General features: G+C 72.3%; 19 protein-coding genes. 8 read left to right on the top strand and 11 right to left on the bottom strand.

Going from position 1 to position 20,050, the window contains the following annotated elements:
- The 5 genes from PKA16_RS04460 (at position 1) to PKA16_RS04440 (ending at position 4,686) form a co-directional block, all read left to right on the top strand.
- The gene (locus PKA16_RS04460; RefSeq protein WP_324400813.1) at positions 1-1,032 is read left to right on the top strand and encodes an ABC transporter substrate-binding protein; all 1,032 of its coding nucleotides are present in this window, start codon (positions 1-3) and stop codon (positions 1,030-1,032) included.
- Positions 1,033-1,047: 15 nt separating this feature from the next.
- A complete protein-coding gene (locus tag PKA16_RS04455) occupies positions 1,048-1,860 on the top strand; it encodes an ABC transporter permease subunit (protein WP_324400811.1) in 813 nt (270 codons plus the stop codon).
- A complete protein-coding gene (locus PKA16_RS04450) occupies positions 1,857-2,714 on the top strand; it encodes an ATP-binding cassette domain-containing protein (protein WP_324400809.1) in 858 nt (285 codons plus the stop codon). Before PKA16_RS04455 ends, PKA16_RS04450 begins: the two co-directional genes overlap by 4 nt.
- Positions 2,711-3,973, top strand: coding sequence for an NnrS family protein (locus PKA16_RS04445; protein WP_324400807.1), 1,263 nt, complete (start codon positions 2,711-2,713; stop codon positions 3,971-3,973). The genes PKA16_RS04450 and PKA16_RS04445 overlap by 4 nt, the downstream gene beginning before the upstream one ends.
- A 77-nt stretch (positions 3,974-4,050) precedes the next feature.
- Positions 4,051-4,686 carry a hypothetical protein gene (locus PKA16_RS04440; protein WP_324400805.1) on the top strand — a complete coding sequence of 212 codons (636 nt, stop codon included), beginning with the start codon at positions 4,051-4,053 and terminating at the stop codon, positions 4,684-4,686.
- 88 nt (positions 4,687-4,774) lie between these two features.
- Here PKA16_RS04440 and bktB read toward each other — a convergent pair whose 3' ends face one another.
- The 9 genes from bktB to PKA16_RS04395 all read right to left on the bottom strand — a co-directional run bounded on the left by bktB (position 4,775) and on the right by PKA16_RS04395 (position 13,019).
- Entirely contained in the window at positions 4,775-5,959 is a 1,185-nt protein-coding gene (gene bktB / locus PKA16_RS04435) for a beta-ketothiolase BktB (protein ID WP_324400803.1), read from the bottom strand.
- A 95-nt stretch (positions 5,960-6,054) separates the two neighbouring features.
- Positions 6,055-6,831, bottom strand: a complete 777-nt coding sequence (locus PKA16_RS04430) for an SDR family NAD(P)-dependent oxidoreductase (RefSeq protein ID WP_324400801.1) — start codon at positions 6,829-6,831, stop codon at positions 6,055-6,057.
- 48 nt (positions 6,832-6,879) lie between these two features.
- Positions 6,880-7,488 (bottom strand): YSC84-related protein, encoded by a 609-nt coding sequence (locus tag PKA16_RS04425; protein ID WP_324400799.1) that lies wholly within the window; start codon positions 7,486-7,488, stop codon positions 6,880-6,882.
- A gap of 170 nt (positions 7,489-7,658) precedes the next feature.
- Complete coding sequence (locus PKA16_RS04420) at positions 7,659-8,315, bottom strand: RluA family pseudouridine synthase (protein WP_324400797.1); 657 nt, start codon at positions 8,313-8,315, stop codon at positions 7,659-7,661.
- A 10-nt stretch (positions 8,316-8,325) separates the two neighbouring features.
- A complete protein-coding gene (locus tag PKA16_RS04415) occupies positions 8,326-9,471 on the bottom strand; it encodes a hypothetical protein (protein ID WP_324400795.1) in 1,146 nt (381 codons plus the stop codon).
- 397 nt (positions 9,472-9,868) lie between these two features.
- Positions 9,869-11,176, bottom strand: a complete 1,308-nt coding sequence (locus PKA16_RS04410; RefSeq protein ID WP_324400793.1) for a cytochrome c — start codon at positions 11,174-11,176, stop codon at positions 9,869-9,871.
- Positions 11,173-11,925 carry a c-type cytochrome gene (locus PKA16_RS04405; protein WP_324400791.1) on the bottom strand — a complete coding sequence of 251 codons (753 nt, stop codon included), beginning with the start codon at positions 11,923-11,925 and terminating at the stop codon, positions 11,173-11,175. Before PKA16_RS04405 ends, PKA16_RS04410 begins: the two co-directional genes overlap by 4 nt.
- Before the next feature lie 9 nt (positions 11,926-11,934).
- Positions 11,935-12,519 carry an OmpA family protein gene (locus PKA16_RS04400; protein WP_324400790.1) on the bottom strand — a complete coding sequence of 195 codons (585 nt, stop codon included), beginning with the start codon at positions 12,517-12,519 and terminating at the stop codon, positions 11,935-11,937.
- Positions 12,516-13,019, bottom strand: coding sequence for a FecR domain-containing protein (locus PKA16_RS04395; RefSeq protein ID WP_324400789.1), 504 nt, complete (start codon positions 13,017-13,019; stop codon positions 12,516-12,518). Before PKA16_RS04395 ends, PKA16_RS04400 begins: the two co-directional genes overlap by 4 nt.
- Before the next feature lie 201 nt (positions 13,020-13,220).
- Here PKA16_RS04395 and PKA16_RS04390 point away from each other — a divergent pair, with 201 nt between their 5' ends.
- Positions 13,221-14,192 (top strand): DUF808 domain-containing protein, encoded by a 972-nt coding sequence (locus PKA16_RS04390; protein ID WP_324400787.1) that lies wholly within the window; start codon positions 13,221-13,223, stop codon positions 14,190-14,192.
- Between the two features lie 138 nt (positions 14,193-14,330).
- Here PKA16_RS04390 and PKA16_RS04385 read toward each other — a convergent pair whose 3' ends face one another.
- Both PKA16_RS04385 and PKA16_RS04380 read right to left on the bottom strand, forming a co-directional pair.
- Complete coding sequence (locus tag PKA16_RS04385; protein ID WP_324400785.1) at positions 14,331-15,887, bottom strand: acyl-CoA synthetase; 1,557 nt, start codon at positions 15,885-15,887, stop codon at positions 14,331-14,333.
- A gap of 224 nt (positions 15,888-16,111) precedes the next feature.
- Positions 16,112-16,966 carry an NUDIX hydrolase gene (locus tag PKA16_RS04380; RefSeq protein WP_324400784.1) on the bottom strand — a complete coding sequence of 285 codons (855 nt, stop codon included), beginning with the start codon at positions 16,964-16,966 and terminating at the stop codon, positions 16,112-16,114.
- 250 nt (positions 16,967-17,216) lie between these two features.
- On the opposite strand from PKA16_RS04380, the gene PKA16_RS04375 reads away from it, so the two are divergent.
- Positions 17,217-18,128 carry an SDR family NAD(P)-dependent oxidoreductase gene (locus PKA16_RS04375; RefSeq protein WP_324400782.1) on the top strand — a complete coding sequence of 304 codons (912 nt, stop codon included), beginning with the start codon at positions 17,217-17,219 and terminating at the stop codon, positions 18,126-18,128.
- A 305-nt stretch (positions 18,129-18,433) separates the two neighbouring features.
- Positions 18,434-20,002 carry a glutamate--cysteine ligase gene (gene gshA / locus PKA16_RS04370; RefSeq protein WP_324400780.1) on the top strand — a complete coding sequence of 523 codons (1,569 nt, stop codon included), beginning with the start codon at positions 18,434-18,436 and terminating at the stop codon, positions 20,000-20,002.
- The last annotated feature ends 48 nt before the right edge of the window (positions 20,003-20,050 follow it).

Genomic DNA, 20,050 nt, shown 5'->3' with positions numbered 1-20,050 from the left:
ATGGCTGATTTCAAAACCGGAAGCCCGATGCGCCGCCGCCTGCTGGCGGCCGGAGCCGGCGCGCTCGGCCTGGCGCTGGCGCCGGCGCTGCGCGCGCAAGCCGCGCCCGAGCGGCCCCGGAAGCTCGTGCTTTCCGGCCCCTTCGCCCTGGTGTCGTATCCCCTCATGCGCATCGCCGACAGCCAGGCACTGGCGGGCGTGGCGGGCGAGGTGGTGTTCACGAGCTGGAAGAACCCGGACCAGCTGCGCGCGCTCGCGATCGAGCAGTCGGCCGACTTCGTCGCCATGCCGAGCAACGTGGCCGCCAACCTCTACAACCGCGGCGTGCCGCTGAAGCTGCTCGACATCAGCACCTGGGGCCTGCTGTGGATGGTCTCGCGCGACCCGGATCTCAAGACCCTGGCCGACTACCGCGGCAAGGAAGTGGTGATGCCGTTTCGCGGCGACATGCCCGAGATCATCTTCCGCCTGCTGTGCGAGCGCGAGAAGCTGGCGATCGGCCAGGACATCAAATTGCGCTACGTGGCCTCGCCGATCGACGCCATGCAGCTGCTGATCACGCGCCGAGCCGACCATGCGCTGCTGGCTGAGCCGGCGGTGTCGATGGGACTGCGCAAGAGCCATGCCTTTCCGGTCAAGGTGATCGCGCCCGAGCTGTACCGCAGCGTGGACCTACAGGTGGAGTGGGGCCGCGTCCTGAAGCGTCCGCCGCGCATTCCGCAGGCCGGCATCACCGCGCTCAAGAGCGTGGCCGGCGACGCCGCGCTGCTGGCGCGCTTCGAGCGCGCGCACGCCGAGGCCCTGGCCTGGTGCCAGGCCGAGCCCGAGGCCTGCGGCCAGATGGCGGCGCGCTACGTCGACATGCTGACGCCCGAGGGCGTGGCCGACGCGGTGCGCGCCACGCACGCCACCATGAAGGCGGTGCCGGCGGCCGAGGCGCGGCCCGAGCTGGAGTTCTTCTACCAGCAGCTGCTCGACGGCCAGCCCGGCCTGGTGGGCGGCAAGCTGCCCGACGCCGCGTTCTACGGCTGAGCTCGTCCGGGGTTCATGGCGCTGCTCAGGAGCTGGCTGCTCGGCATCCCGCGCTACCTCTGGGGCGGCTGGGGCGCGATCGCCAGCCTGCTGCTGATGGTCGCGCTGTGGGAGGCGCTGGCGGCGGTCTACGGCCCGCTGGTGTTGCCGACGCCGCTGGAGACGGCGCACACCCTGGCGCAATGGATGGGGCAGGGCGGCACGCTGTGGCCGACGCTGGCGGTGACGGCGCGGCGCGCCTTCATCGGCCTGGCGCTGGCTGTGGCCGCGGGCAGCGCGCTCGGCGTTGCCGCGGGCGTGTCGATGACGGCGTCGATGATGGCGCGGCCGTGGGTCACGGTGCTGCTGGGCACGCCGCCGATCGCCTGGCTGGTGCTGGCCATGCTGTGGTTTGGCACCGGCGACGGCACGCCTGTGTTCACCGTCTTTATCGCCTGCTTCCCGATCGTCTTCGTCGGCGGCATGCAGGGTGCGCGCACGCTGGACCGGCACTGGCGCGACCTGGCGCGCGTGTTCGAGCTGCCCTGGCACATGCGCGTGCTCGACGTCTACCTGCCGCACGTCGTCTCCTACCTGTTCCCGGCCTGGATCGTGGCGCTGGGCAGCAGCTGGAAGGTGGTCGTGATGGCCGAGCTGCTGTCGTCCGACACCGGTGTCGGCGCGGCGCTTGCGACCAGCCGCGCCCAGCTCGACATGCCGGCCACGCTGGCCTGGATCGGCGCCGTGGTGCTGGTGCTGCTGGCGCTGGAATACCTGCTGCTGGAGCCGATCAAGCGCGAGGTCGAGCGCTGGCGCGACGACGGCACGGCGCAGGAGGTGGCCCCATGAAGCCGGCCGCCACGCCCGTGCTGCGCGTCGCCGGCCTGGCGCATGCCTTCGGCCCGCGCGAGGTGCTGGAGCACATCGACCTCGAGCTGCCGGCCGGGCGCACGCTGGCGCTGGTCGGGCCGTCGGGCAGCGGCAAGAGCACCCTGCTGCACCTGTGCGCCGGCCTGCTGACGCTGCGCGAGGGCCGCATCGAGAACGGCTTCGCGCGCACCGCCATGCTGTTCCAGCAGCCCCAGCTGCTGCCCTGGAAGACCGCGCTCGACAACATCGCGCTGGGCCTGAAGGCGCGCCGCGTGGGCCGCGCCGAGCGCCTGGCGGCGGCGCGTGCCATGGGCCACGCCATGGGCCTGGACGACCTCGCGCTGGCGCAGTTTCCGCCCCAGCTGTCGGGCGGCATGCAGGGGCGCGCCGCGCTGGCGCGCGCGCTGGTGCTGCAGCCCGACCTGCTGCTGCTGGACGAGCCGTTTTCGGCGCTCGACATCGGCCTGCGCCAGCAGATGCACCGCCTGCTGCTGGCCGAGCAGGCGCGCCGCGGCCTGGCGGTGCTGATGATCACGCACGACCTGATGGAGGCGGTGCAGCTGGCCGACCAGGTGCTGCTGCTGGCCGGCAGCCCGGCACGCATGCGCTGGCGCCTCGACCTGGCGCTGCCGCCGGCGCAGCGCGACGACGCCTGGGTGCACCGCCAGACCGCCCTGCTGCTGGTGCAGCCGGCCGTGCGCGCGGCCTTCGAACTGCCCGAACTGCCGGCGGCGGTGCCGGTGCGCACCAACCTGCCGGCCGACCTGAGCGCCGGCGTAGCCGTTGCCGACATCGAGCGCGCACCCGGCCACGGCTGCGAGGTGCCGCTGTGAGCGCTGGCGCTGCGCACCCGCGCGCCCTGTGGTCGCTGGCGCACCAGCTCTGGCTGTGCCCGTTTCGCCCCTTCTTCGGCCTGGCGGCATTGTCGGCCTGGCTGCTGATGGCGCTGTGGGCCGGCTTCCTGCTGCTCGGCTGGCCGCTGCCGGCCGTCCCCGGCGGGCCCTTCGTCTGGCACGCGCACGAACTGTTGCTGGGCTTCGCGCTGGCGGCGGCGGCCGGCTTCGTGCTGACCTCGGTGCCCGAGTTCACCCGCACGCCGGCGTTCGCCGCGGCGCCGGTGCGCGTGCTGGTCGCCCTGTGGCTGCTGGCGCGGCTGGGGTTCTGGAGCAGCGGCTGGTGGCCGCGCGCCGGGCTGGTGGTGGCCGGGCTGGCTCAGCTCGCCTTGCTGCTGGGCCTGATGGCGCTGCTGGCGCCGCGCCTGTGGCAGGACCCGGACCGGCGCCACGTTTCCTTCCTGTGGGCGCTGGCGGTGCTGGCGCTGCTCGGCACGGGCTTCTACGTCGACGCCCTGCGCGGCGTGGCGCCGATGCGCTGGCTGCACGCGCTGCTGGGTGCCTGGATGGCGCTGATCGTGATCGCCATGAGCCGCATCTCGATGAGCATCGTCAACGCCAGCATCGACGAGGTGGTGGCGCGCGAGGGCGGCGAGCGCGACCCCTACCTCGCGCGCCCGCCGCGGCGCAACCTGGCGCTGCTGGCGATCGGCCTCTACGCCGCGGCCGAATTCCGGCAACCGGGCGGGCGCGTCAGCGCCTGGCTGGCACTGGCGGCTGCCGCAGCCGTGCTCGGCCTGCTGAACGACTGGCACGTGGGCCGGCCGCTCATGCGACGCTGGCCGCTGATGCTGTATGCCGTCTACGCGCTGATGGCGGCGGGCTACGCGCTGATCGGTGTCGGCCTGCTGGGCGGCGGCTTCAGCCCCAATGCCGGCCTGCACGTGCTGACGGTGGGCGCGCTTGGCCTGGCGATCTTCGTCGTCATCTGCATCGCCGGCTACACCCACAGCGGCCTGGAGAAGGACGGGCGCCCCTGGGTGCCCTGGGGCGCGGCGCTGCTGGTCGCCGCCGCGTTGTTGCGTGCCGCCGCCTATGCAGGGTCGACCGAGCTGTTGATGGGCCTGGCGGCGCTGCTGTGGTGCGCCGCCTTCGCCGTGCAGAGCACGTTCATGCTGCCGGTGTTCCTGCGCCCGCGCGCCGACGGCGCCAGCGACTGCGCCGGCCTGGACGAGGCGCCGCTGCCGGGCCTGCCGTGATGCATCCCGACCTTGCCGGCATCCGGGGCAAGCGTTCTTTCGAATAATGCCGGCATCGAGACAATGAGGCAGGCTGCATGACCATGGAATCACCGCGGGAGGACTTCCCCAGCTTCTACGCCGACGCGCCCAGCATCACGCTGCGCGACCCGCTGGCCCAGTTCCTGGGCGCGGCACGCGAGGGCCTGATGCACTACCACTACGTCGATGCCGTGCGCCTGGCCGGCCATTCCTGCCCCACGGTGGCGGGCACCTGGCTGATGACGCTGCATGCGCTGCGTGCGCTGTATGACGACGAACTGCCGGTGCGCGGCGAGATCGAGGTCTACATGGCGGACGCGCGCGACGCCGGCGCCACCGGCGTCATGGCCAGCGTGGCCCAGCTTGTCACCGGGGCCGCGCCCGAGACCGGCTTTCACGGCATCGGCGGGCGCTTCGGCCGCAACGAGCTGCTGCGCTACGAGCAGCCGGTGCCCGGCGCCATGGGCTTCCGGCGCCGCGACACCGGCATGGCGGTGCAGGTCGAGCTCAACGCCTCGGTCGTGCCCTGGCCGAGCGAGATGCGCGGCCTGATCCCGCTCGCGGTCGGCGGCCAGGCCAGCCCCGAGCAGCTGCAACGCTTCGGCGCGCTGTGGCAGGACCGCGTGCGCAAGATGCTGGTCGAGCATGCCGAGGACCTGGCGATGGTGCAGGTCGCGCCGTGGACCACGTAACGACGGCGCTCCCGTCATGAAAACGGGGCGCCATGGCGCCCCGTTCTCGTGGTGGGACATGGCACCGCGCCAGCGGTGCCGTCATGCCTCACATGCGCTCGAAGATCGCCGCGATGCCCTGGCCGCCGCCGATACACATCGTGACCAGCGCGTACTTGCCCTGGATGCGCTGCAGCTCGTAGAGCGCCTTCACGGTGATGAGCGCGCCGGTGGCGCCGATCGGGTGACCGAGCGAGATGCCGGAGCCGTTCGGGTTCACCTTGGCCGGGTCGGCGCCCAGCCCCTTGGTGACGGCGCAGGCCTGGGCCGCGAAGGCCTCGTTGGCCTCGATCACGTCCATCTGGCCGATCGTCATGCCGAGCTTCTTGAGCAGCAGCTGCGTGGCCGGCACCGGGCCAATGCCCATGGTCTTGGGTTCGACCCCGGCGTGTGCATAGCCGACCAGGCGACCCAGCGGCTTGGCGCCGCGCGCCTTGGCGACGCCTGCTTCCATCAGCAGCACGGCGGCCGCCGCGTCGTTGATGCCCGAGGCATTGCCGGCGGTGACGGTGCCGTTCTCCTTCACGAACACCGGCTTCATCTTCTGGAAGTCTTCCAGCTTGGCGCCGGCACGGAAGTGCTCGTCCTTCTCGAACGCGACCTCGCCCTTGCGCGACTTCAGCATGATGGGCAGGATCTGGCCGGAAAAACGGCCCTCGGCCCAGGCGCGTTCGGCGCGGTGGTGGCTTTCCAGCGCCAGTGCGTCCTGCTCCTCGCGCGTGATGTGGTGTTCCTGGGCCACGTTTTCGGCCGTCACGCCCATGTGGATGGTGTGGAACGGGTCGTGCAGCGCGCCGACCATCATGTCGATCATCTTGGTGTCGCCCATGCGCGCGCCGAAGCGCGTGGCCAGGCTGGCATAGGGCGCGCGGCTCATGTTCTCGGCGCCGCCGCCGATCGCGATGTCGCAGTCGCCCAGCAGGATCGACTGGCTGGCGCTGACGATGGCCTGCAGGCCCGAGCCGCACAGGCGATTCACGTTCATGGCCGGCGTCTCCTTCGGGCAGCCGCCGTTGAGCGCGGCCACGCGCGACAGGTACATGTCGCGCGGCTCCGTGTTGACGACGTGGCCGAACACCACGTGGCCCACCTCCTTGCCTTCGGTCTGGCCGCGCGCCAGCACCTCCTTCACCACGGCGGCTGCCAGGTCCACGGTGGGCGTGTCCTTCAGGCTGCCCCCGAAACTGCCCACGGCGGTGCGCACGCCAGCGACGACGACGACTTCACGGCTCATGATCGAATGCTCCTTGGTTCAAGGCGGGTTGGAAAACGATGGGTGGGAATGCCGGCACAGTACGCTGCGATGGTTGACACGCGTCGGTGCCGGCTTCAGGGCGCCGCATCACGGATGTCGGCCACCGGATGGGCACCAAAATCGGACCGTTCCAGGTAGGCCAGGATGCGCCGCGCGGCGTCCTGAGGGCTGCTCAGCACGCCCCCCTGCTTGAGTTGTTCGAAGCTGGCGCGATCGGGGAACGCGGTCGCGTCCGCGCCGCGCAACTGCACCTGCATGTCGGTGTCGATCACGCCGGGTGCCAGCGAGCAGACGCGCGCGCCGTTGGCTTCGCGCGCCTCGTCCAGCGCCAGGCAGCGCGTGAACAGGTCCATGCCGGCCTTGGCGGCGCAATAGGCCGACTGCGAGGCCATCGGCCGCCGTCCCAGGCCGGAGGAGATGTTGAGCACGCGCCGGCGCCCCGTCCAGTCGCGCGTCGCGTCCAGGAAGGCGGCCGTCAGCAGCAGCGGCGCCTCCAGCCCGACGCGCAGCGCCTGCTGCAGGTCGGGCGCCTGGCTGTCGCGCAGCGGCACGATTGGCGGGATCACGCCGGCGTTGTTGATCAGGGTGGCGCTGGCGAAGTGGTCGGCGGGGAACGCGTCCAGCCATTCGCGCAGGCGCCCGTCGATGCTGGCGCCATCGGCCAGGTCGACCGTCCACTGCGTCAGCGGCGTGCCGTGGCCTGCGGCCTGTTCGGCCAGGGCCGGGGACTCGTGCCGCGCCAGGGTCAGCACGACGTGGCCGGCCGCCAGCAGCTGCTCGGCCATGGCGCGGCCCATGCCGCGGGAGGCACCGGTGAGGACGGTGAGGTGTCTGGGGACGGGGTTCGACATGCGGGGAATCTAACCCATGCGCCGGGGCGGCCCCGGCGCATGCCTGGTTCAGGGCACGATGCGGGTGATCTTGGCGCCGGTGAGCGAGACGCCGGCTTCGAGTCCGACGTTGTTCAGCACGAAGCTCACCACCGGCTGCTGTGCCGTCTGCGAGTCGATCGAACCGGTGGCGCCGAGCTTGCCGGCCGCCACGGTGGCGTCGACCCCTGCGGTCCAGCCCTGGCTGGTCTGGAAGCGCCGCAGCGCGTCCTGGGTGTTGAAGACGTAGATGACGGACTTGGACTGGCCGCCGGCCTGCCAGCCGATCGACGCGCCCGTCGTGCTGTAGTAGCCGGCGGTGCGCCCACCCACGCGCAAGGCGCCCCGGCCATGCTGGGCGCCGATGATGAAGGCGCCGCCAATCACTTCGGGGAACACCAGCACGCCAGCCGACTGCGCCACCATCGTCTGGGAGCCGGGCACCACCCGGTAGAGGCGGGCGATCGTGGCGTCGGTGGCGGCGTCGATGCGGGGGCCATCGGCGAAGGCACCGGAGCCGGTCGGCTCGGGCGCGCCCAGCGGCGTGAGCGTGCAGCCCGCGAGCGCCAGGGCGCCCAGCGCCAGGGCCATGCGGCGGGTCGGAGGGGTGAACGGGTCTCGGGATCGACTGGCTTTCATGAGGACTCCTGGATGGGCCGTGGGCCACGCACTGCGTGGTGGCCCGGCGACCGGACGAAACTCGGACGAAACACACTCTCAGCCTGAGTATGACCGCAAGAGCGCGTGGCGGGCACTGTCGGCCGTGGTGTTGCGCCCTGTTACCGCGCCCGCTGCCGGCGCCGGCCGGTTCAAAATGGTACCGTGCTGTGCAGGTCGAGCGCGTCGCCGGTGAGCGGATGGGCCAGCCCCAGCGCGCAGGCGTGCAGCATGAGGCGTGGCGCCGGGTCGCCAGCCGGTCCATACAGCGCATCCCCGACGATCGGGTGTCCCAGGGCCGACAGGTGCAGCCGCAACTGGTGTGAGCGCCCGGTGATCGGCTGCAGCGCCACGCGCGTGGTGTCGCTGGCGGCGTCCCAGCCGAGCGCGCGCCAGCGCGTGCGGCTCGGCTTGCCGTGCGCGTGATCGACGCGGCTGCGCGGGCGATGGGGCCAGTCCAGGCGCAGCGGCAGGTCGATCAGCTGCCAGTCGTCGAGGCCGTCGCCCAGCAGCCGGCCGTGCACCAGCGCTTCGTAGTCGCGCTGCACGCGGCGTTCGGCAAACGCCATGCTCAGCGCGCGTTGCATGCGAGCGCCGCGTGCCAGCAGCATCAGGCCACTGGTCGCCTGGTCGAGCCGGTGCACGACGAGCGCGTCGGCCCAGCGGGCCTGGGCACGGGCGCTCAGGCAGTCGGCCTTGTCGGGGCCGCGTCCGGGCACGGCCAGCAGGCCGGCCGGCTTGTCCAGCACGAGCAGGGCCTCGTCCGCGTGGACGACGCGCAGGCCGGGGTCGGCACCAGGCGCGTACACCGGCTCGGGCTCACAACACCTTGCACAATTCGAACACCAGCGCCGGGCCGAGGGAGTGCCCGAGCGCGCTCGCACGCACGTGGCCGGTGGATTCGGCGCCCTGGGTCGAGGTGTGGAAATCCGCGCCTTCGTCTTCGTCCAGGATCTCGATGAAGGCGGCGGGCGTGCCCGAATGCTCGGCCAGCTGCCGACGCAGGCGCGCGACCTCGCTGACCGACAGGCTCTGGTCGTACACCACCGCGTCGGGCAGGCGCTGCAGCGCCAGTTGCTGCGCCTGGTGCATGCCGGCCACCGCGTCCAGCACGAGTCCGTAGCCGGCCAGGGTCTGCAGGCACTGGGCGCGACGCTGGGCGCTGGCCGCGACGATCAGCACGCGACAGCCCTGGATCACCGCGGATACCGTGCTGGGCTCGAAGGATTCGTCCACCGAGCGTGCCAGCTGGGCCTCGGTCACGGCCGGCAGGTGCACGCTGACGCGCACGTGCTGGTCCTGCAGGTCGAGCTCGGAGCGCGCGCCGAGGGCGCGTGCGAGCTGGTGCCACAGCACCCAGCGCACGCCGCGCCAGGCCGCGGACGGCGCGCTCGAGGGCCGGCGCTGCGAGATCACCTGCAGGCGCGGGCCGTGCGTGCCGCGCGCCGGCTCGACGCTGACGCTGATGTCGGCGCCGAGCTGGCCGACCCACAGCAGCAGTTCGTCCACCAGCTGGTAGAGCAGGCTGGAGTCGGCGTAGACCATGGCCTGGGCGAATGCCTGGCGCACGCCCACGCGCCGCTGGCGCAGCCACTCGGCGCGCGCCGTGAGCGCGGCGTACGCCACGTCGGCCAGGTTCAGCACCTCGCGCCGTTGCGCCGGCGGGTCCTCGCACAGGCGCAGCACGTGGCGGGCCGCCATGCTGGCCTGGCGCGCGCGCTCCACCGCGTCGTGGATCGGGGCCAGGCTGCGCACCAGGCCCGGTTCGAGCTGGTCCAGCCGGCCGAGCTGCTCGCTGGCCGCCTGCAGCAGCGTCGTGACCTCGTCGCTGAGCTGGCGCACCATGTCCTGCCAGGACGGCGCCTGCGCCTCCGGCGGCATGGCGGCGTCGGGCCCGGAGGGCTCATCTTCCGTGGCCACCACGCCCGGCCGGCGCAGGCGGTCGAATAGCCAGCTCGAAACCATGCCCCTGTCCCTGTCCTGTCTTGTTGTGGGTCGTGTCTGATGTCGCGCGCGTGTCGACGTTGCCATCCAATTCGATTCCAGCCGAATCCCGCCGCAAGCCTCCCGCCCGCCGCGTCGACATGGTCCTGGGCCACGTTGATCGCGTGCACTGGCCGGGGCCTGCCGCGCCCCCCTCGTCGCGCCACGCGGCGTTGCCCCGGGCCTCGCGCGCGGCTGCGCGGCCGCGCCACCTCGTGCCAGGTCCGGGGATAACCCGCTGCCGGATTCAGATTGAAAGTATATGTAAAAAAATCCGACTCGGGTGGATTTTCGGGGTGTCCGGGGTCCGGCGGTGCGGGAGGCGAGCCGGCCCGGGGTGGGGCCGCGGCGCGGTCCCATGGTCGCTGCCCGCGACGCTTCAGCGTGCGGCCGGGCGCGCTGCCGCCGCGCGCACGCGGTTCACCTCGAGCGGCGAGACGGCGCGTGCCGCATTGCCCCAGGAGGTCCGGATGTGCGTCAGCACGGCCGCGATCTCGGTGTCGCTCAGGGTCAGCAGGAACGGTGGCATGCCAAAGGGGCGCGGGTAGTCCGTGGTGGCGGCATTGAAGCCGCCGTACAGCACGGCCTGCAGCAGGTTGTCGATTGGCGCCAGGGTTACCGCGCGGTTGCCGGCCAGCGGCGGATAGGCGTCGCCCACCCCCTCGCCACGCTCGCCGTGGCAGCTCGCGCAATGCTGTTCGTAGCGCCGGGCACCAATTTCCGCCAGGCGGGCCTGGCCGGAGATGGTGGACCGGTCGGCTGTCCTGGAAGCTGTCGGCGCCAGCGTCCGCAGGTAGTGGGTCATCGCGTCAAGGTCGCCTGCCTCGAGATGCTGGGTGCCGCGCAGGACCACCTCGGCCATCGGGCCGCTGGCGCGGCCTGCCGGCGCCACCCCGGTGTGCAGCAGGCGTGCCACGTCGGCGCTGGACCAGCTGGCCAGGCCGGCCTCGTCCGGATCGTGCAGGGATGGCGCATACCAGCCCAGGGCGTGCAGCGTGTTGCCGCTCAGGTCGCGCCAGTCCGCGCCGCCCAGCGCGTCGCGCCGCGCGTGGCAGGCCGAACAGTGCGCCACCGCGCGCACCAGGTAACGACCCCGGTTCCAGCGGGCGTCCTGCGTCGGCTCGGGCACCAGCGCGCCGGGGCGGAAGTAGAGCGCGCGCCACGCCGCGAGCGCGGCCTGGGTGCCGAAGGGCCAGCGCAGCTCGTGCGCGGGCACCGTGGCGTGCGTGGCGGGCAGGCTGCGGAAGTAGGCGTACAGCGCGTCCACGTCGTCGCGCGCCAGCAGCGTGGTGTGGGTGTACGGGAACACCGGCACCAGCAGGCGCCCGTCGGCCGAACGGCCGTGGTGCAGCGCGCGCCAGAAGGCGTTGGCGCTCCAGCGCCCGATGCCGGTTGCATCGTCGGGGGTCAGGTTGCCGGCGAACACGGTGCCGAACTCGGTGGGCACGGCCCGGCCACCGGCGCCCGGGACGCCGCCTGGCGCCGTGTGGCAGGCCAGGCAGTTGCCGATGCGGGCCAGGTAGGCGCCGCGCGCGATCACGTCCGCATCGGCCGGACCCGCCGGCACGGCCTGGTCGATGTCGATGCCGTCGTTGAAATTCAGCTGCCACAGCACGCCGGCGCCCAGCAGGGCCAGCAGCGCCAGCAGCAGGACAGCGCGCGGCAGCCAGCGGCGTTGGCGCTTCATGGCCGGACTCCCGCCAGTGGCGTGCCGCCGCAGTCCAGGTCGGGCGCCAGCGACGAGGCATCCGGGCGTTGCGTCGCCGGCGCGTGGTCGTCCGGCACCGGCTGGCCGGCCAGCCAGGTGACCACGGCATGGGCATCGGCGTCGCTCAGGCGGCGCACGACCTCGCGCATGCAGTCGGGGGCGTGGGCCTGGCGCTGGCCGGTGCGCCAGCCGCCGAGCTGGGCCGTCAGGTAATCCGCGGGCAGGCCGAGCAGGGCCGGGAATCGGGGTTGTACCCCCATCAGGTGCCGGCCATGGCATTGCGCGCAGGCGGGCAGGCGGGCCGCCGGGTCGCCGTGCAGGGCCAGCTGGCGCCCGCGCTCCAGGGCGGCGCGGTCCGCGCGCACGGCCGCCGTCGGTGGCGGGTAGGGCACGTCCATGGCGGCGAAGTGGCGCGCGATCTCGGCCAGGTAGTCGTCGCTGAGCAGCTCCACCATGCGCGTCATCAGGCCGTAGTGGCGCCGGCCGTCGCGAAAGTTGAGCAGCTGGTTGTAGAGATAGCCGGCCGGCTTGCCCGCCAGGCGCGGGTAGTAGCCGTCCGGCCCGGCGCGACCCTGCTCGCCGTGGCAGGCGGTGCAGGCCAGGGTGCGCTGCGCGATCGTGTCCTCGAACGCCGGCGGCGCGGCGTCGGCCCGGCCGGCGAGCAGGCCCAGCGCCAGGCTGGCGCCGGCCAGCAGCAGGTGCCATGCGCGCGCGCTCGGGTCCGGCATGCCGATGTGTCAGCGCACGATGATCTCGGTGCGCCGGTTGCGCGGCTCGGCGACCTCGTCCTCGGTCGCCACGGCCGGATCGCGCTCGCCCCGGCCCACCGCCTGGATGCGGCGCGCATCGAAGCCGCGCTGGATCAGCATTTCGCGCGTGGCCTGGGCGCGCCGCAGCGACAGCGCGTCGTTGGCCTCGGTCGTGCCGACCCGGTCGGTGTGTCCGATGACCACGATTTCCCCGCCGGGACGCTGGCGCGCCTGTTCCAGCGCGGTGTCGAGCGCGGCCTGCGATTCGGGGGTGAACTGGGTGCCGCCGGATTCGAAATACAGCGTGAACGGGCGCGCCGCGGGGGGCTGCGCGGCGAGCAACTCGCGATAGCGCGCCTGCACGCGCTCGGCGCTGGTCTGGGTGGCATCGATCGCGCCGTCGGTGCGCACCTCGGCCTGCTCGTAGGGTTGGTCCAGCACCAGGCGGGACGTGGCGGAGCGCACCTCGAGCGCGCTGCGCGCCTGCTCCTGCGGCAGCAGGGTGACGCGCGTGGCCGGCGCGCAGCCGGCCAGCAGGGTACCGGCCAGCGCAAGCAAGAGAACCGGCCTCATGGCGCCTGCTCCACGATGAAGTCGGTGCCGCGCACCCCGATCACGGTCGTGGGCGTGCGCACCTGCACCTGCTCGGGCTGTTGCCGGGCAATCAGCCCCGTGACCACGCGCAGGCTGCCCTGCACCAGGGTCAGCAGCATGTTGCCCTCGCGCGTGGTGGCCTCGAACTCGAACTGGCTGAGGACGAACTGGCTGCCCGGCCCGATCGACAGCACGCTGCCGTCGCGCAGCGTGAGCGCGGCGGTGCTGCGCTCGCCGGTCAGGATGCGATCGCCGGCGAACACCGGGTCGCCCGGCACGACCGCGTGGCGTGACGCCTCGCGCGCCAGGGTGACGTCACCCTGGACCGTCTTGAACGTGCCCTGGCGAGCGTCCCCCGCGGTCACCGTGACCGTGGACGGGTCGGGTTCGGGCTGCGCTGGTTGCGCATGCGCCGACGCGCTGGCGAGCCACAGCGCGCACAGTGAAACCGGGAACCAGGCAAGGATTCGTGGAAGCATTGCGGAGTACGGATCGGCGGCGGCGCGACGGGTGCCGCCACCGCGGCGTGCCATGCATCATTGGCACCGGGACCGTTGGACCTTTGATCGTACCCCAGGCCGGGATCGCCTGCGACAATGCGCCGGCCCTCGCCCGGTCGCTGGCGTGCAATACGGCACGCGTGTCCGACCCCGCGCCGGATCCTGTTGCGAAAGCCTTCCATGGCCACCAGCCTGCTTGCCCTGCTCGACGACATCGCCACCGTGCTCGACGACGTCGCCGTCCTGTCCAAGGTCGCGGCGCGCAAGAGCGCGGCCATGGCCGACGATGTCGCGCTGCTGACCCGGGTGTCGGCGCAGAAGACGGCCGGCGTGCTGGGCGACGACCTGGCACTGAACGCGCAGCAGGTCACCGGCCTGGCGGCCGAGCGCGAGCTGCCGGTGGTCTGGGCGGTGGCGCTGGGCTCGCTCGTCAACAAGGCGATCCTGGTGCCGGCCGCCTTGCTGGTCAGTGCTTTCGCGCCCTGGGCGGTGACGCCGCTGCTGATGGTGGGCGGGGCCTTCCTGTGCTTCGAGGGCTTCGAGAAGCTGGCGCACAGGCTGCTGCACCCGCGCGCCGCCGACGACGCGCGTGCCGCCGAGCTCGAGGCCGCGCTGGCCGACCCGGGCGTCGACCTGGTGGCCCTCGAGAAGGCCAGGATCCGGGGCGCGGTGCGCACCGACTTCATCCTGTCGGCCGAGATCATCGCCATCACCCTGGGCGCGGTGGCGAGCGCTGCCTTCCTGACCCAGCTCGCGGTGCTGGTGGGCATCGCGCTGCTGATGACCGCGGGGGTCTATGGTCTGGTCGGCGGCATCGTCAAGCTCGACGACCTCGGTCTCTACCTGGTCGGCCGCGCCAGCGGCGCCGCGCAGGCGCTGGGCCGGGGCATCCTGGCGCTGGCGCCGTGGCTGATGAAGTTTCTCTCGGTCGCCGGCACGGCGGCGATGTTCCTCGTCGGTGGCGGCATCGTGGTGCACGGCGTGCCGGCGTTGCACCACCTGATGGAAGGCTGGGCGGCGGGGCTCGGCGGGGTGCTGCGCCTGGTGGCCGGCCTGGTCTTCAACGCCGCGGTGGGGGTCGGCGTTGGCGGCCTGGTGGTGGCGGCGGTGACCCTGTTTCAGCGCCTGCGCGGCGCTGCAACGGCGGCTTGAACCACCATCAACAAGAGATGCTGCTGGTGCTGATCGGATGGGCGCCGCGGGCCCAGCCAGCGGACGCCGTGGCCGGGCTTGCGCCGGCCACTGGCGTTGTCTCCCTTCTGGGCGAAGGCGCGCAGCGATGCTGGAGCGTCAGGCGTGCATCTGGCGCAGCTGGCGCTTGAGCAGCTTGCCGCTGGGGTTCTTGGGCAGCGCGTCGGTGAAGATCACGCGCTTGGGTGCCTTGAATGCCGCCATGTGGGTGTTGCAGTGGGCCATCACCTGCTGCTCGCTGAGCTGCTGGCCGGCCTTGACCACGATCACCGCCGTCACGGCCTCGACCCACTTCGCGTCGGGCAGGCCGATCACCGCCACTTCGCTCACCTCGGGCAGGCGGTAGATCATCTCCTCGACCTCGCGGCTGGAGACGTTCTCGCCGCCGCTCTTGATCATGTCCTTCTTGCGATCCACCACCGTGATGTAGCCTTCCTCGTCGATCGTGCCGAGGTCGCCCGAGTGGAACCAGTCGCCCTCGAATGCCGCCTGCGTGCGCGCGTCGTCGTGGTAGTAGCCCAGCATCAGGTGCGGCGAGCGGTGCACGATCTCGCCGACCTCGCCGGGGGCGACGTCCCGCATCTGGTCGTCCACCACGCGCGTCTCCACGTTCAGCACGGCGCGGCCGGCCGAGCCGGGCTTGCGCAACTGGTCGTCAGGGCCGAGCATGGTCGCCAGCGGCGCGATCTCGGTCTGGCCGTAGAGGTTCCACAGCCGCACCGCGGGCAGGCGGCGCGCGATTTCCTTGAGCACCTCGACAGGCATGATGGAGGCGCCGTAGTAGCCCTTGGCCAGCCGACCCAGGTCGGTCTGGTCGAGCAGCGGCGAGCGCAGCAACGCGATCCACACCGTGGGCGGCGCGAAGAAGCTGGTGATGCCGTGCCGCGCCATCAGCGGCAGCAGGTTGTCGGGCGTGGGCTTGGCGGTGATGTGGTTGGTCGCGCCGATGTAGATCGCCGGGCCGAAGAACACGTCGAGCTGGGCGCAGTGGTAGAGCGGCAGCGCGTGCAGCACGACGTCGTGCTCGGCCACCTCGGCGTTGATGCAGCAGCTCACGTACTGCCACAGCACGGCGTCGTGCGTCAGCATGGCGCCCTTGGGCGAGGACTCGGTGCCGCTGGTGTAGATGATCTGCGCCAGGTCGGTGCTGGCCAGCGGCGTCTCGGGCAGCGGTGCCTGGCAGGCGGCCAGCTCGTCGAAGCGGGTCATGCCGGCCACGGGCTCGCTCGGGTCTTCGGCGGGCAGCCAGATGAGGCCCCGCACCTGCGTGTCCAGCGCCGCGGCGGCGCGCGCCAGCTCGGCCAGCCCGCTGTCGGTGGCCAGCAGGATGGCGCCGCTGTGGCGCAGGATGTAGGCCACCTCGGATTCCTTCAGCATGAAGTTGATCGGCACCAGCACCGCGCCCAGGCGCGCCAGCGCAAAGCGCAGCGCGGCGAAGGCATGCGAGTTGCGGGCCAGGATCGCCACCCGGTCGCCATGGCCGACGCCGCGCTCGGCCAGGCCGGCGGCCACGCGCGTGACGATGGCATCGAACTCGGCGTAGCTCCAGCGCGTGGCGCCGCACTGCAGCGCCAGCTTGTCCGGCAGGCGTCGCGCCGTGCGCTGCAGGATGGTGCCGATGCCCTGGCGGCGGATGACGGGATTGAGGAGGGTCATGACGTGTGTTCCGATCAGGCGATGAGATGGGTGGCGGTCAGCGCGCGTGCGCATGGCGCGTGCGGTCCGGGCCGACCGGCCACGGCCAGGCCGGCGGCCGGTCGCATGGCACGGCGTCGCGGGCCTTGAGACCGGATGTCCGGTTGTGCAGCATATCGGTCCCGGGCCCTGGCGTCTGCTGGGTTTCCGGGTCCGACATCATGGCGGCGGTGCGCGCCCGCCGATCAGGCAAAGAAACCCTCGAAACCATGCTCCGGCACGAAGCGCTGGTCGCGCCAGTACAGGCGCGTGGGCGCCGGCAGCGCGCGCTGGCGCACGCTGTGGCGCACGTCGCCGGGGTAGGTCAGCAGCGTCGCGTCGCCTTCCTGGTAGTGCTCGGGTTCGATCAGCGCCGGCGCGCGGCTGCGCGCGTCGGCCAGCGCCGCCGCGACGCCGTCGAAGCGCGCGAGATGCGCCAGGCTGATGAGCTGGGGCGGGATCAGGTCGATCGCGCGATCGCGGTACTGCTCCAGCGCGGCGCGCGGCGTGGCCCAGAACAGCCGGCTTACCTCGTGCTGGTCCGCGCGCGCCACCTGGTCGGCGCGCGCCGCCGCCAGGAAGAAGCGCGTGTCGAAGCGCCGGTTCATGCGCAGCGACTGGCGCGGCGTGATCCAGCGCGACCACGGCGTCAGCGCCTCGGTGTCCAGCGTCAGGCCGAGGCGCGCCAGCAGCGCTCCGAAGGCCTCGCCCGGCCGGCCTGTCCCGGTCGGGCGGCCATGCGCATACAGCACCCCGGCCTCCTCGAAGGTTTCGCGCGCCGCCGCCGCGAAGCAGGCCGCGGCCTGCTGTGGCGACAGCGCCGCCTCTCCCAGCCGCGCGTGCAGTTCGGCCGGCGTGTGGTCGAGCTGCGCCAGCACGGTGGCGCTCGCGTCGGCGGCGTCGACCTTGCCGCCCGGAAACACGCAGGCGCCTCCCAGCACCGCGCTCGCCGCGTGGCGCCGCACCAGCAGCACTTCCAGCCCCGCGTTGCCATCGCGGATCATGACGATGCTTGCGGCATCGTGGGGCGCTGCTTCCACTGCCTCGGTGTGCCTGTCCATGGTCTGGATTGTGGCAAATTCCGGCTTGACCCGGCGGCTGCCTTACAGTTGCAGGCTGCGCCGACCCTCGGGCCGGCCGGCGTCCCTTGTGGGCTTGCTGCGCGTCGTCGATGGCGGCCTGCCTGCGCAGCCGTCCCGGCGCCGGTTCCGGCCGGCGTCGAGGCCTGCTCGGCCCCGTGTTCCAGGGCGGGTCGGTCGCATTGGGGACACCGGCCCCGCCTTACCCTTGTTCGAAATGGAGAACCCTCTGATGAAGAAGATCGACTTTTCCGGCCGCGTGGCCATCGTGACCGGCGCTGGCGGCGGGGTCGGGCGCCTGCACGCCCTGGGCCTGGCCGAGCGCGGCGCCAGGGTGGTGGTGAACGACCTGGGTGGCGCCGTCGACGGCACCGGCGGGTCGGCCAGCGCGGCGCAGAAGGTGGTCGATGAAATCCGCGCGCGCGGTGGCCAGGCCATCGCCAATCACGCGTCCGTGACCGACCTCGCGGCGGTGCAGGCGATGGTGCAGGAGGCCATGGACACCTGGGGCCGGGTCGACGTGCTGGTCAACAACGCCGGCATCCTGCGCGACAAGACCTTTGCCAAGATGGACCTGGCGGACTTCCGCCTGGTGCTGGAGGTGCACCTGATGGGTGCCGTGCACACCACCAAGGCGGTCTGGCCCATCATGCAGGCGCAGAACTACGGGCGCATCGTGATGACCACCTCGTCCACCGGCCTGTACGGCAACTTCGGCCAGAGCAACTACGGCGCGGCCAAGCTGGCCCTGGTCGGCTTCATGCAGACGCTGGCGCTGGAAGGCGCCCGCCACGACATCCGCGTCAACTGCCTGGCGCCCACCGCCGCCACGCGCATGACCCAGGGCCTGATGCCGCAGGAGACGCTGGACGCCCTGCAGCCCGAGGCCGTGGTGCCGGCGATGCTGGTGATGGCCTGCGAGCATGCCCCCACGCGCGCCATCCTGTGCGCCGGCGGCGGCACCTACGAGGCGGCGCACATCACGCTGACCCAGGGCTTGCACCTGGGCCTGACGCCCGACACGCCCGAGCGCCTGCTGGCGCGCCTGGCCGAAGTCACCGACCCGGCCGGCCAGATGATTCCGGCCAGCGGTTCCGAGCAGGGCGCCAACGAATTGCGCCAGGCCCAGCTCACGCCGGCTTGAGGGATGACGCGCTCCCCGTGTTGCTGCGCTCCCTGTGCGCGCCGCCAGAGGCGGGGGCGCTTCGGCCCGTCCCGACCTGCGCAGGCAGGTCGGGCGCCGCGGGCCTCAACCTCCAGGGGGCACGCAGCCCGTGGCCAGGGGACCTCGGCCACGGGTGCCGCGACGGGCCTGCCGCGCCGCCATCGGGGCACCGGTGTTTCGTGCGCCGCGGGTGGCGGGCAGGCGCAATGGCGCACTGATGTGTCACGCCAGCACGGCATAACGGGTCTGTGTTACCGTGCGCCTCCCGGGCAGAAAATCACGTCATGACGCACACTCTGAAAGCTCGGCTGGCAGCCCTGTCGGATCAACGGCTGCGGGGCATCCGCCGCGGCATCGAGAAGGAGAGCCTGCGTGCCCACCCGGAAGGCACGCTGGCCCTCACGCCGCACCCGGCAGCGCTGGGCTCTCCGCTCACGCACCCGCACATCACCACCGACTACAGCGAGTCGCTGATCGAGCTGGTGACCGGCGTGCACGCCAGCGTGTCCTCCTGCCTCGATGAGCTCACGCGCATCCACCAGGTCGTCTACCATGAACTGGCGCGCCTGGGCAGCGAGATGCTGTGGGTCTCCAGCATGCCGTGCCGCCTGCCGTCGGACGAGAACATCCCCCTCGGCGTCTACGGCACCTCCAACGTCGGCCGCGCCAAGACCGTCTACCGGATGGGCCTGGGACACCGCTACGGCCGGCGCATGCAGACCATCGCCGGCATCCACTACAACTGGTCGATGCCCGGCATCGACAACGACGGCTATTTCGGGCTGATCCGCAATTTCCGCCGCCACGCCTTCCTGCCGCTGCTGCTGTACGGCGCCTCGCCCGCGGTCACGGCCTGCTTCGTAGCCGGCCGCGACCACCCGCTGCAGCCGCTCGGCAAGGACAGCATGTACCTGCCGCACGCCACCTCGCTGCGCATGGGGCGCCTGGGTTACCAGAGCGAGGCCCAGGCCAGCCTGGCGGTCAGCTACAACTGCCTGGAGAGCTACGCCAACTCGCTGGAAGAGGCGCTGACGCGACCGTATCCGCCCTACGAGGCGATCGGCATCCGCAACCTGGGCGGTGACTACAACCAGCTCGCCACCACCCTGCTGCAGATCGAGAACGAGTTCTACGGCACGATCCGGCCCAAGCGCGTGATCCGCGCCGGCGAGCGGCCGCTGCATGCGCTGCGCGAACGCGGCGTCGAATACGTCGAGGTGCGGCTGATGGACCTCGATCCGTTCGAGCCGGTCGGCATCCACGCCGACACGGCACGCGTGCTGGATCTGTTCCTGCTGCACTGCCTGCTCTCCGACAGCCCGCCCGACACGCCGGACGAGATCGCCGCCCTCGGGCGCAACCAGAACCTGGTGGCCGCGCGCGGACGCGAGCCGGGGCTGCGACTGGAGCGCAGGGGCGAGTCCGTGCTGCTGCTCGACTGGGCGGCGGCCCTGCTGGACGCCTACGGGCCGCTGGCCGAGCGCATGGACCGCGTCGATGGCGCCGACCGCTACGCGCGCGCCCTGGCGGGGGCGCGCGCGGCGCTGGACGCCCCCGACGAACTGCCCTCGGCGCGCGTGCTGGCCGCGGTGCGCGCGCAGCACGCCGACAGCTTCCTGGACTTTGGGCGTGCCCGCGCCCGGCAGACGAGCCAGGCCCTGCTGGAACTGCCGTATCCGCCCGAGCTGGCGAGCCGCTTCGAGCAACTGGCGCGCGCCTCGGTGGCCGAGCAGCGGCACATCGAGGCCACCGACCACGTGTCGTTCGAGCAGTTCCGCCAGGACTATCTGTCGCCCGCGCGCCTCGGGCTGGGGCAGGGCGCCCTGATCGAGGGCGAGGAAGCCGGCATCTGACGTCGCTCCGTCGCGCCCATGACCCATGACCCATGACGCCGGTGCGCG

Source organism: Ottowia sp., from assembly GCF_035325765.1.
Lineage (GTDB): Bacteria > Pseudomonadota > Gammaproteobacteria > Burkholderiales > Burkholderiaceae_C > Ottowia.
This window is presented reverse-complemented; position numbering and strand designations above follow the sequence as displayed.